The organism is Butyricicoccus pullicaecorum DSM 23266 (genome assembly GCF_900167005.1).
Classification (GTDB): Bacteria; Bacillota; Clostridia; order Oscillospirales; family Butyricicoccaceae; genus Butyricicoccus; species Butyricicoccus pullicaecorum.
In genome coordinates this window covers 1-12,097 of the sequence record NZ_FUXW01000019.1, presented here as the reverse complement: position 1 = coordinate 12,097, position 12,097 = coordinate 1, and the positions used below count along the sequence as shown (strand labels likewise).

The 12,097-nt window shown below is 48.4% G+C and carries 14 protein-coding genes and 1 pseudogene; 11 read left to right on the top strand and 4 right to left on the bottom strand.

The window, feature by feature from the left end:
* The first annotated feature begins 29 nt into the window (after positions 1-29).
* Positions 30-1,421, top strand: coding sequence for an S-layer homology domain-containing protein (locus B5D52_RS14620; RefSeq protein WP_040332489.1), 1,392 nt, complete (start codon positions 30-32; stop codon positions 1,419-1,421).
* A gap of 386 nt (positions 1,422-1,807) precedes the next feature.
* Here B5D52_RS14620 and B5D52_RS14615 read toward each other — a convergent pair whose 3' ends face one another.
* Positions 1,808-2,266: an Rrf2 family transcriptional regulator gene (locus B5D52_RS14615; protein WP_016147027.1), complete on the bottom strand. Its 459-nt coding sequence runs from the start codon at positions 2,264-2,266 to the stop codon at positions 1,808-1,810.
* 184 nt (positions 2,267-2,450) lie between these two features.
* Between B5D52_RS14615 and B5D52_RS15975 the strand changes: the two genes are divergently transcribed.
* From B5D52_RS15975 to B5D52_RS14605, 3 genes are read left to right on the top strand one after another with little or no spacing between them, the layout of a single operon-like run.
* The gene (locus tag B5D52_RS15975; RefSeq protein ID WP_016147026.1) at positions 2,451-2,606 is read left to right on the top strand and encodes a hypothetical protein; all 156 of its coding nucleotides are present in this window, start codon (positions 2,451-2,453) and stop codon (positions 2,604-2,606) included.
* Between the two features lie 5 nt (positions 2,607-2,611).
* Positions 2,612-3,454, top strand: a complete 843-nt coding sequence (locus B5D52_RS14610; RefSeq protein WP_016147025.1) for a nitroreductase family protein — start codon at positions 2,612-2,614, stop codon at positions 3,452-3,454.
* Between the two features lie 16 nt (positions 3,455-3,470).
* Positions 3,471-4,232 carry a 4Fe-4S binding protein gene (locus B5D52_RS14605; RefSeq protein ID WP_016147024.1) on the top strand — a complete coding sequence of 254 codons (762 nt, stop codon included), beginning with the start codon at positions 3,471-3,473 and terminating at the stop codon, positions 4,230-4,232.
* Between the two features lie 133 nt (positions 4,233-4,365).
* Here B5D52_RS14605 and B5D52_RS14600 read toward each other — a convergent pair whose 3' ends face one another.
* Positions 4,366-5,403: an aldo/keto reductase gene (locus tag B5D52_RS14600; protein ID WP_016147023.1), complete on the bottom strand. Its 1,038-nt coding sequence runs from the start codon at positions 5,401-5,403 to the stop codon at positions 4,366-4,368.
* Positions 5,404-5,558: 155 nt separating this feature from the next.
* Here B5D52_RS14600 and B5D52_RS14595 point away from each other — a divergent pair, with 155 nt between their 5' ends.
* The 5 genes from B5D52_RS14595 to B5D52_RS14575 all read left to right on the top strand — a co-directional run bounded on the left by B5D52_RS14595 (position 5,559) and on the right by B5D52_RS14575 (position 8,594).
* A complete protein-coding gene (locus B5D52_RS14595; protein WP_016147022.1) occupies positions 5,559-6,425 on the top strand; it encodes a LysR family transcriptional regulator in 867 nt (288 codons plus the stop codon).
* Between the two features lie 104 nt (positions 6,426-6,529).
* Positions 6,530-6,889 carry a MerR family transcriptional regulator gene (locus tag B5D52_RS14590; RefSeq protein WP_016147021.1) on the top strand — a complete coding sequence of 120 codons (360 nt, stop codon included), beginning with the start codon at positions 6,530-6,532 and terminating at the stop codon, positions 6,887-6,889.
* 5 nt (positions 6,890-6,894) lie between these two features.
* Positions 6,895-7,269 (top strand): aldo/keto reductase, encoded by a 375-nt coding sequence (locus tag B5D52_RS14585; RefSeq protein ID WP_016147020.1) that lies wholly within the window; start codon positions 6,895-6,897, stop codon positions 7,267-7,269.
* Between the two features lie 14 nt (positions 7,270-7,283).
* Positions 7,284-7,760 (top strand): flavodoxin, encoded by a 477-nt coding sequence (locus tag B5D52_RS14580; protein ID WP_016147019.1) that lies wholly within the window; start codon positions 7,284-7,286, stop codon positions 7,758-7,760.
* A gap of 87 nt (positions 7,761-7,847) precedes the next feature.
* On the top strand, positions 7,848-8,594 hold the full coding sequence (locus B5D52_RS14575; RefSeq protein ID WP_016147018.1) for a carboxymuconolactone decarboxylase family protein: 747 nt from the start codon (positions 7,848-7,850) through the stop codon (positions 8,592-8,594).
* Positions 8,595-8,611: 17 nt separating this feature from the next.
* Here the strand turns inward: B5D52_RS14575 and B5D52_RS14570 are convergent, their stop codons facing one another.
* On the bottom strand, positions 8,612-9,043 hold the full coding sequence (locus B5D52_RS14570; protein WP_016147017.1) for a hypothetical protein: 432 nt from the start codon (positions 9,041-9,043) through the stop codon (positions 8,612-8,614).
* A gap of 42 nt (positions 9,044-9,085) precedes the next feature.
* Positions 9,086-10,612, bottom strand: a complete 1,527-nt coding sequence (locus B5D52_RS14565; RefSeq protein WP_016147016.1) for a hypothetical protein — start codon at positions 10,610-10,612, stop codon at positions 9,086-9,088.
* 462 nt (positions 10,613-11,074) lie between these two features.
* Here B5D52_RS14565 and B5D52_RS16620 point away from each other — a divergent pair.
* A pseudogene (locus B5D52_RS16620) lies at positions 11,075-11,161 on the top strand (CAT RNA binding domain-containing protein); the annotation flags it as partial.
* A gap of 123 nt (positions 11,162-11,284) precedes the next feature.
* A complete protein-coding gene (locus B5D52_RS14560; RefSeq protein ID WP_242825638.1) occupies positions 11,285-11,920 on the top strand; it encodes a PRD domain-containing protein in 636 nt (211 codons plus the stop codon).
* Positions 11,921-12,097: the final 177 nt, after the last annotated feature.

Below are 12,097 nucleotides of genomic sequence, written 5' to 3'. Positions count from 1 at the left end.
ACGGAGTGTCCGTCCACAGTAACGTATATTTGGCGCAGAATGATGCGAAGTACGCCGATAACGCACCGGTGAAAATTACTGTTGCGGGAAAACTGGACGAGGCAAGCAAAATCGGCGTGACCGAGGAGTGTGCAGAAGCAATTAGCTATGCATTGGAGCAGAATGACGCGCCGGTACCGTCGCCCAATTTTACGACGGGATTGGCTGCGAACTATGCGCCTGATGCCATGCCGCTGCACCTCTTCAAGAGCGACAATCCGGCGTACATGGTAGACGCCAGCGAGGATAAACAGGAGGCACGACTGGTCAAAAAGACAACGCATACGATTACCTTTGATGCAAATGGCGGAGTGGTCAATCCTGCAAGTGCAGAAACCGAAAGCGACGGAACGCTATCGGTACTGCCTACACCGACGTATGATGGCTTTACGTTTGTTGGTTGGTTTACGGCACCGGAACAGAGTACAAAGGTGGATACCAAACATCAGTTTACACAGGATGCTACGATCTATGCACACTGGGAAGCAAAGCCGGAGACGGAAAATTTGGACAATAAAGATCCGAATGGCGGCACGTCAGAAGGTGATAAGCCTACGGGTGGCAATACCAAACCTGACCAGCCAGCAAACCCGGGCGGTGGTGCGTCTCATCCCGAAGCACCAAACACGAAACCCAAGACCGAGAAATCGAAGCCCAAGAAGGAGACTTCTGAGCCGGAGACCAAGAGAGACGCGCACATTGCCGATCCGAATGATACCGGTATTTCCAAGGTGTTCGACACCGAGCATCATAGAGCCTATATGATCGGATATGATACGGGCTTATTTGGACCGGAATCTAATATTACCCGTGCGGAGGTTGCACAGGTATTCTATAACCTGCTGCTCGAGCATAAAAGCGATCTATCGGTGCAGTTTTCCGATGTCACGGTACAGGCGTGGTATTATAACGCGGTTGCAGAGTTGACGAAAAACGGTGTCATCCGAGGCTATGAGGATGGAACCTTCCGCCCGGATCAGGTAATTACTCGTGCGGAGTTTACTGCGATTGCGGCTCGTTTTGCCAAGATCAGTACCGATCGAACGGTTGACTTTTCCGACGTATCTGTAAATATGTGGTATTATGATGCCGTTCGGACGGCAGTAAGCTATGGATGGGTAACGGGATACGAAGACGGAACCTTCCGCCCGGAACAGTCTATCGCTCGCGGTGAGACTGCGACTATTGTCAATCGCATGTTGGCGCGCATCCCTGATCTGAACGCCATCGATCAAGGTGCCGGAACCCGTTTTGCAGATGTTGGTTCTGGTTACTGGGGCTTCTACGAGGTAACCGAGGCAACGACCAATCATGAATATACTCGATCGTCCAATACAGCACGAGAAGTGTGGACGAGTTGGGAAAGCTCCAAGGCTTCGTAAAAGCTTGAAAGCTAACATATAAGTACATAAAATAAACATAAGAGAACCCGCCGCAAAATAAACCTTTTGCAGCGGGTTCTTTGTCACGTTTGATGCCTTATGGCATCAATTTCTTGGTCTGAATCAGCCGTTGGAAGCCAGATTCTGCTCGTAAGCCTCGATCATCTTCTTGAACGTGTGTCCCATGCGAAGCGTGAAATACATACGCCGCGACCGCACGGCACCGGGGCACCAGAGTGAAGTGCAGTATCAGACTCAGGTTGTGCTCTAAGTGCTTTCTGAGCAGAAGCGAGGCGAAAACCCATCCAGCATAGAATACGCACGTGATTGCATCTAGAAAAGAAGTTTGTGTGGAGAAGGAGAACAGCTTCTTTTGTGTAAGAGAATTATGAGCGGGCTGTGTCTGAGCCTGATAGATGGGCTAACTGCTCAAAGTCGTCAATCATGGATTGCAGGGTGATTCTTTCCATGGTTTGCTGAATGGAATCTTCAATTTTTTGGTAAGGTGCCTTCAATACCTGACGAATATTCTGCGCTATGGGGCAGGGGCGTTTTTGGCAGGGGTGAATTCCGATGATGGAGGACATGCCATCCGGCTCCAATGCGGAATAGATTTGGTATAAGGTAATCTGGGATGGGTCGGCGCACAGTTTTGCACCACCCGTTCCGCGAGGTACTGTAATCAGCCCCGCCTTTTTCAGCGCGCTGAGGATGTTGCGGATCACAACGGGATTGCTTCCTGTACTTTCGGCCAAAAGATTACTGGTTACCTTGGCAATTCCTTTCGCTTCATGGATGAAAATCAGGCAGTGAACTGCAACAGAACATTTCATACTGATCTGCATAAATACGCGATATCCTTTCAAAGCAAATATACTTGCAACATGATGTAACTCTTGACATTACATCTATGAGGTGATAAACTGAAGAAGATGTAATTCGATTGATTACATCTAATATTTTATCGGTTCGTATGAAAAAAAGCAAGAGAGATTCCATAGAAATGAATTCCATGCAGAGAGGTCTTATATGAAAGCAGTTCAGATCAAAAGCTATTCAAAAGCAATCAATACAATCCTGAGCAACATCCCCAAACCCCAGATTTCAGATTCCGAAGTACTGATTCAGATAAAGACAGCGGCGGTTAATCCGGTGGATCTGCGGATTGTGACGGGGGAGGAGTGAAAACAATGAAATTGTCAATTCCCGTTGCAGAAACCATTCAAAAGCGACATAGTGTCCGTACTTATGAGAACAAGCCCTTGCTGCCGCAGGATCGGGATGCGCTGCTGGAGTGTATGAAGCAGCTGGACAATCCCTTTGGGGCATCGGTTCATACATACATCATCGATCAGAAGCTGAAGGCAGATGGTGAAAAGCTGGGAACATACGGCATCATCAAGGGAGCGAATACCTTCCTTGGCGTTTCCATTCCGAATATAGAGCTGGCGCCCTTGGCAGCCGGATATGAATTTGAAAACCTGATCCTGCTTGCCACGCATAGGGGACTGGGTACGGTGTGGTTAGCGGCGACCTTCAAGCGGGACGGCTTTGTTTTTGCCATGAAGATTCCGAGGGACGAACTGCTTCTGGCAATTTCACCGGTAGGGTATCCGGCCGCCAAGCGCAGCCTGACCGAAACGCTGATGCGCTCGGCCATGAAGTCATCCTCTCGAAAAGCGTGGAAGGAACTGTTTTATCAGGCTGATTTTCGCACGCCGTTGACCGAAGATCTGGCGGGAGATTATGCCCAGCCGCTGGAAATGGTGCGGTTAGCGCCCTCAGCCAAAAATGTTCAGCCTTGGAGAGTGCGCAAAACCCAAAACGCTTATCATTTTTATGTCGATTATAAGTCTGGATTGTCCAAAGAAGAAGAGATTATAAAGCAGGTAGATCTTGGTATTGCCTTGTCTCATTTCCATCAGACTGTGTTGGAGTTGGGACTGACCGGAGTCTTTGAACAGATGCCCCAGGAAGATGTAAAGATTCCTGAGAACATACATTACATGATTTCCTGGCGTATTGGCGAATAAAAAGGAGGATGTTCTGATGAAGCTGTATGACATTGTGTTTAGTCCCACGGGCGGAACGAAAAAGGTAGCGGATTGCTTAATAAATGCATTGGAGGGAGAAGCGGCCACCGTTGATTTGACCGACAGTAAGCAGAATTTTGATGCTGTTTCTCTGACAAAGGAAGATGTCGCGGTCATTTCTGTGCCGTCTTACGGTGGACGTGTTCCCGCTGTGGCAGTAGAGCGGTTGAGCATGGTACACGGCAACGGTGCCCGCGCCATTTTGGTTTGCGTCTATGGTAACCGTGCTTATGAGGATACGCTGGTAGAGCTGGAAGATGCCGCAAAGCAGGCTGGTTTTCAGGTGATTGCGGCAGTTGCCGCCATTGCGGAACACTCCATTGCTCGACAGTTTGCTGCCGGTCGACCGGATGCACAGGATGCAGCACAGCTTTCTGATTTTGCCAAACAGATTCAGTGCAAACTTTCTGCGGCAGATGGTTCGCAACCTGCAATTCCCGGCAATCGTCCGTACAAGAAAGCCGGAGGTGTCGGCATGGTGCCCAAGGCAACCAAAGCGTGCAACAACTGCGGTGTGTGTGCAGCAGCGTGCCCCGTACAGGCGATCGACAAGGAAAATCCGAAGAAAGTGGATGAGAAGGCGTGCATCTCCTGCATGCGCTGCATTGCTGTATGTCCGCAGAATGCTCGCAAGCTCAATCCTGTCATGCTCTCTGCGGCCAGTCTGATGCTCAAGAAGGTTTGCTCTCAGCGGAGGGAATGTGAGCTGTTTCTTTAAAGCACCTGTCAAATCACTATAGATGAAGAAAGCAGACGGATTCTGTGTCCGTCTGCTTTTTTTAGAGTCGGTTGCGGTCTTTATATATGCACGTCATAAATAAATGAAATGCACGATAGCTGATACGGTTAAATTATATCTTTTGATTTCCAGCAGACCATACATGGGCATTTTTTGCGGCGGCTGCCGTATTTTGTGCCATAACACCTACCAGCGGATGCGGGACATAGAGCTCTTCCAGATAGGTGCATTCTTCCGGGGTGAGTTCTAAGTCTACGGCTTTGGCAGCACCCTCGATGTGGTGAAACTTGGTAGCTCCCACCACGGGGGCAGTCACTTTCGTGAGCAGCCAAGCCAGAGAGATTTCTGTCATGGAGACATTGTGCTGATCGGCCAGTTCTGCGACGCGCTGAAGGATGAATGCATCCTTGTCTGCCATGCTGTCGTACTTCAAGCGAGCGTAGTCATCCTCTTGGAGCCGCTTGGAAGTCTCGCCGGGGTGCTTGGACAGCCGGCCACCGGCCAGAGCACTATAAGGTGTCATAGCGATATTTTCTTCTCGGCAGAAGGGAGCCATCTCCCGTTCCTCCTCGCGGAAGATCAGGTTGTAGTGACTCTGAACGGAGACAAATTTGGCGAACCCCTCCCGCTCGGCGATGGCGTTTGCCTTGGCAAGCTGCCATGCGAAGCAGTTGGAGATACCAATATACCGAGCCTTGCCGGTTTTGACCGCATGGTTCAGGCCTTCCAAGATGTCATAGATGGGTGTCTGATGATCCCACATATGATAGATGTACAGATCTACATAGTCCATGCCCAAGTTCTGGAGACTCTTGTCCAGAGACCTGCGGATATGCTCCTGCCCGCTGACACCCGCCTCGATTTCCTCGTTTGTACGGGGCAGAAATTTAGTGGCGACAACTACCTCGTCCCGCTTGGCAAAGTCCCGCAGGGCGCGGCCGAGATACTGCTCACTGGTACCGCTCTGATAGGCGATGGCGGTGTCGAAAAAGTTGACGCCCAACTCAAGACCGTGCTTGATAATCTGCCGGGAATGTTCTTCGTCAATTGTCCAGGTGTGCTGACCATTTGCAGCATCTCCAAATCCCATACAGCCCATGCAAATGCGTGAGACGTTCAAATCGGAATTGCCTAGCTTTGTGTATTTCATGTCGTTCACCTCTTGCTGATTGCAAATTTATCATACCATGACCGTTCAGAAATATCGAATACCTATTGTCTATTGTCAAAAATAAGGTTTAGGCATTTTTGAGATTGTCGGCTGTATTGGCCTATGATAAAATAAAATATTAAAGGAGGGATCGTATGGAACTGCGAGTTTTGCGTTATTTTTTAACCGTAGCACAGGAGGAGAACATCACAAAAGCGGCGGCGTTGCTCCATGTGACCCAACCCACGCTCTCACGGCAGCTGATGCAGTTGGAGGAAGAACTAGGCGTTAAGCTCTTTCGGCGCGGTCAGTATCGGATTATTCTGACCGATGCCGGAATGCTTTTGCGGCAGCGGGCGCAGGAGATCGTGGAACTGGCCGATAAGACGAAGCGGGACTTTGCGCAGTCAGAGGAAGAATTATCCGGTGAAATCGCCATTGGATGCGGTGAAACCCAAAGCATGACATTCCTCTCTCAGCATATTCGCTCATTCCGATTGCTTCATCCAAAGGTGCAGTTTCGTATTTACAGCGCCAATGCGGACGATATCAAAGAGCGCATGGAAAAAGGCCTGCTGGATATGGGACTGCTAACAGAGCCGGTGGATATTAGCAGATATGCGTTTTTGCGTCTGCCGCAGAAAGATCGCTGGGGCGTGTTGGTGCCAAAGGACTCGGCTCTAGTGAAAAAAGAGGCCGTTACTTCTCAGGACCTGGTGGGTGTACCTCTGCTTCTGAGCGGACGGGAACAAGTTCGAGGTGAACTGGCCAACTGGTTTGGGGAGGACTATGGGCGGGTTGAGGTGGCTGCTACCTTCAACCTGATTTTGAATGCTGCAAATATGGTCAAAAATGGTGTGGGCGTAGCACTGTGCTTTTATTTAGAGAACATCTCCGATGCACTGGAATTTGTCCCTCTGTCCCCAAAATTGGAGACAGGAACGGTGTTGGCTTGGAAAAAGGACAAGCCACTCTCTCCTGCGGTAGAGCAATTCTATCAACATATCAAAAATACAGATTGAGCATTTCTGTTTACTCAAAATAGGTATTCGACATGCTAGAGACCTTGTTTTAAAATGTAGGTGTCCTGAACGGGAGCCTACATTTTTTCTTTAGGAGCGAAGATATGACCATTCAAGAAGCAAGCGACCGCTATCAGATTCCCATGAATATCTTGAAAGAGTATGAGAGCTGGGGCCTGTGCGGGGCGGTGAAAAATGTCATGGGAGCATGGCAGTACGATGATGAGGATTTGGAACGCCTGAGCCTCATTATGACCCTCCATGATATCGGGTTTACGACAGAGGAAGTGGAGACCTATATGCGTCTGGCCTTGGAACAGAAGGGCAGCGAGCGGGAGCGCCTTCGGATGCTCAACCGCAAGCGAGAATTCACATTGGATGAACTCCATTTCCGGGAACGGCAGCTTCAGCGGCTGGACTATCTCCGACACGAAATTCAAAAGACACAGGATCGGAAGGAGTGACAGATATGGATGTCGTTCGGCTGAACAATGATGTTCAGATGCCCTTGTTGGGACTGGGCGTTTTTCAGATAACAGATCAAGCCGCCTGTAAAGAGAGTGTTCGGACAGCACTGGAAACCGGTTATCGCCTTATTGACACCGCCGCCTGCTATGGCAACGAACGGGCTGTAGGAGAAGCAGTTAAAGAGAGCGATATCCCCAGAAAGGAAGTCTTCCTGACCTCAAAGGTCTGGATTCAGGATGTGGGCTACGATAAGACCATGCGTTCTTTTGACAAGACCCTCGAAAATCTCCAGACTGACAGAGGACACAGCCTGATTCTGGATATCTCCAGTTTGAATGAAGTCTATCGGCTCCATAACATTCGTTTTGCGCAGTAAGGAGGTCCTATTTTATGAAATCCCTGATCGTTTACTTTTCCCATTCCGGCACCACGCGCCGTTTGGCGGAGCTAATTGCCAAAGAGACTGGCGGTGACCTGCTGGAACTTGTCCCGGAAATCGCATATCCAAGGGAGTACAGCACCGTAGTCGCTCAGGCCAAACGAGAACTTCAAAGCGGCTATCGGCCTGCACTGAAAACGGCGTTTCCCGACTTGTCCGCCTACGATATGGTATTTGTGGGAACCCCTAACTGGTGGAGTTCTCCGGCACCTCCGGTTCTGACTTTCTTAGAGCAGGTTGGGCAGAGTGGGGTACAGATTGCTCCATTCTGTACACACGGTGGCGGTGGTTCCGGACACATTCGACGGGACATGGAAAAAGCCAGCCACGGCGCAGTACTTTTGCCTGAGCTGTCCGTTTATGGTGACTCCGGCAGAACGGCTGATGTTCAGAAGTGGCTGAAAAAAATCAACTTTGCGAAAACCTGAATCTTCCTGAAACGAAAGCAGACGCATCTCTGGATGCGTCTGCCGTCACTCACATTTGATTAAGCTTTGATAGAAAGGGAGTTTACTATGAGTCGAATGGAAGCTGCAAAGCAATACACTGACAAACTTGGGGTATTCTCTTCGCTGGCGCTCACCGATCCTGAATTTGCTGCCATCAAGGAGCGGCTGATTTACGGTGAGGTTTATGCAGAAGAAAAGCTGTCCGCCAAACTGCGAGAATTGATTATCCTTGTGGTTGCCACTACCAATCAGACTTTGAATGAGGTGAAGTGTCATACTTTAGCTGCACTGCGGAGTGGTGTGAAAGCGGAGGAGATCAAGGAAGCAGTTTATCACTGTGCTCCGTATATTGGTCTTGCCAAGGCGGAGGCAGCCATAGAGGCGGTCAACGAGGTACTGACTGCCCAAGGTATTCATCTTCCGCTGCCTAGCGGTCAGACTGTCACTGAAGAGAGCCGACTCTCTGATGGCATCGCTGCCCAGAAGGCTATTTTTGGAGACAGTATTGATACCATGCGTGCCGCTGCACCGGAAAATCAAAAGAACATTCAAGACTATCTCTCTGCTTATTGCTTTGGAGACTTCTATACGCGAAAGAACTTGAATATTCAGGAGCGGGAACTGCTGACCTTCGCCATTCTCTGCGCCCAGGGTGGATGCGAACCCCAGGTGAAAGCTCATGTGGGCGGAAATGCTGCCGTAGGAAACGATAAGGAAGCCCTGTTGGCCGCTCTTACCATATCCCTGCCCTATATTGGATTTCCTCGCACATTGTACGCTTTGAGTTGTGTCAATGCGGTGCTGCCAGAGTAAGTAGATTGATATTTGAGCTATTGAGGGGACTCATTGAGCACCCAAGGCAGTTGGACGGAAAACATCAAATCAAAGTGCGGTTCTGGGAAATCAGGTGCACCGTATGGATAATCGTCATGTCCGCAGCAGCCAGAACCCCAATCAAAGCGAATGGAGTCGTGTGGATGTGGGTCGTTTAACATACGTCCTGCAATGCGGTAGTTGAACTGATATAGATCGCCTTGATCGGTGGGGTACAGCTGACAAACATAGGTCGGCTTTTCGGGCAGAACACCGAGAGCTGATAATAATTCCATGACTGCGGTCGGCAGTTGCTTTTGCCTGACAAGTGTCAAAAAGTTTTGACAGTGACCGCAGGTGCAGCTCCAGCCTTCAGACTGTTTATACCAGTCTGCCGTGGCAATACGATCGACTTCAACGGAATAATCCCAAATGGTATAGGCTTGCATGATTATAGCTCCCTTCGTTGCTGGCTGCAAAGATTACGAAATTCAGATGAGTGTGAATGAGGCATCATCAAACTGCTTGACATAGAATACCAAGTGCCATTCGATGTCATCACGTACGGGGTCAAAGTGCAGAGAGGAACATGCAGCATGGAGCTTGTCCTGCACGTCTGCTCCAAATACAATCGCGGTCGGATCATCTGCGCTGCCAATCACACCAACCAAACAAGCGTTGCTGGCAATAGACTGAAAAGAATTTTCCTTTGGTGCAACTTCCACAGGGCGGTCTCCCTCATTACAGTCAAAGAGCGCAATATCTTGAGCCGGTTCTGGTGAGATGGTATAGCTCATAGCGATGTAGTGCGTCGGATAGACCCAGTGGGCAGACGCAAAACTGTTTTGAGAAATCGTTTGTTGCTCGATTTCCTGTACGGTCAGGGTATGCGCCTTTTGACTGATCGGGTGGATGAAGGTGAATGAATCTCCAGGGGCATGAACTTTAAAATGCGGTCCGGGCAGTCGTTCTGACTGTTGCTCCATGGTGAGAGTAAGCGATTTGATTTCAGGACGGCGTTTGCTGCTCCATGGGAATGCATTTCTGTAAATTACCCACCCATAAGACGAGTCGAGACCATAATAATCAATTACCCATTTTGCTTCCAGCTCATTGATCATGCCATCCGGCAAACATGGATTGAAACTGACAGCACAACCGTGCGTCATTTTCAGTCCTTTTTCATTTAATGTTAGGGAAGAGTTAAAGTAAAAATGGAGAGGGTCGTCCCATTCCATCTGCATTTGCTGATCTTGGGTAAGTTCTCTAGGTGAATCGCTTTCCCAGTTCAGATTCCATTTTTCCATGTGTTTGCGAATTTTTTCCGAATCGACCTGCATACAAAAATCAACGACAAGTCCCTTGCTGCATGAGTAGACGGCAGGAATCACCCAATGGTATCCGGCCCAGTCAAATTGCTGATCGAGCCTGATTTCTTTTCCGGCACGGTCTCGGCCCTGGTGTCCCCAGAAATTCGCGTCAAAATAAACGTTCCAATCGGGGAGAGTAGATTCTGCTGGCACGTCCGCAATATCATAATAATCTTCTGTGTATGGAATCTTGCTGTAATCGAAAGCGGATTGCAGTGCGTTGATATATGCCCAAGGCCGTTCCATAGGGGAGAGCTTCAGCTTCTCCGAAATTTCAGATAAAGTTTGCTGCTGCTCCAATGTAACAGGGTTCTCACGCAGGAAGGCTTCAAACTGCGATTCATCCCACATCCATGCCTGTTCCAGTGCGGCTTCATGCCCGCAGGCAAGCAGGAGCCGCAGAAAGTCTGCAAAATTTTTTGCCAGAGGATGAACATAGTTTGGAGCAGAATCCATGGGATTGACCGAGAAAACCATTGTTCCAAATCCGCGGATGAAGCAGAAATGAATGCCATCGACACCTGCCCAGCCTAAAATAGATGCACCTTTGGGCGTACAAAAATATGATGCCTGATCTTTGTGGTGTTCAATTCCCACAGGAGCTAAATTGATACCGCTCCGCAAAAACTTTTCGAATGTTGTATCCATCAATGATCCCTCGCAAAGTTAAAATGATTGTCTCTCGTATTATGAGAATTTTACCATAAGAATGTGAACAAATCTATCGCTGCATGTGAATACCCTCCGAATAATGTTTAATTCGGGCCCGTTTCCTATTTTCACAGATTTTGACAGCAAATGTAGACGAGAATCCCTTAAGTATCTGATGCATCAGACCTGTTTTCATACCGAGCGGGCGCTTTGAATGGCTGCGTAGGAGCGTCGTGACTGTGGGGCAGGACGAGAAAAACTGGACCGCACAATAATCATTATGAGAGTTTTGACCAAAAATTGATCTTAAAGCTTGTGCAAAAAATAAATAGATTTCACGTTCGGATTTTGCTATACTAACACTGTAATTAGGTTGTAACTCTTTGAGGCATTACTAATGACACCGTTTAACAGGTGTAACTATGTCTTGAAGGGTTTTTCTTTTGGAGTGATTCGGCAGTGCGTGTGATTAAAAAATTGAACAACAATTTTGCGATCTGCGTAGACAACGAGGGGGAGACTTGTATTGCATACGGGAAAGGGATCGGATTTCCCAAGACACCGTATGATATTACTGACCCGAGCGTGATTGATCGACGGTTTTACGATGTGGATCAGAGATATCTGGCTCTTTTTAATGAATTGCCGGAAAAAGTGCTGCATTTCACAGTGAAACTGGTAGATATTGCGCGCAATGAACTGGATTATGAACTCAATCCCAATGTTGTGCTGACGCTTGCTGATCATATCAATTTTTGCATCCAGCGTGCAAAACAGCACATTTACGTACAGATGCCGCTCATTTACGAGGTAGAGCAGCAATATCCGCAGGAAGGCAAGCTCGGACGGTATGCACTTAAGCAGATCGAACGGCGCTTTACTATCCAGCTCAATCAGAATGAGGCATCCGGAATTGCATTGCATTTTGTCAATGCGCGCTACAATGCTAAGACCAAGTGCGATGTTGTCACCCAGTGGCAGCAGCGGTATGATGATATCCTAGAGGACACGGTGAGCATTGTAGAGGACGAAATCGGTATCGTGATTAACCGATCCTCGTTCAATTTTGCCCGGTATTCCTCGCATTTGATGTATTTATTGCAGCGATTGGGAACCGGTAATCTGCTGGATTCTAATATCAGCGAAATGTATCGCTCTTTGGGAACTGAATATCCCAAAATCACTCGATGCGTCGAGCTCATCAGCGAATATTTCCATACCAAATGGAATTTTACGCTGAGTGAGGAAGAAAAATTGTATTTGTTGTTACATATTAACCGAATTTGTACGCGAGAAGGACTGTAATCATATTTTGAGCATTACCTTCCACAAAGACATGGTGTATTTTGCCATGTGCTTTTGTGGGAGGTTTTTTATTTGCCGCGGATTCCGGCACAGGTTATGTGTCCGGCTTGAAATAAAGAAATATTTAGGAGGAATTATCATGGCAGACAACAAGCAGATCGCGCAGCAAGTGCTGGC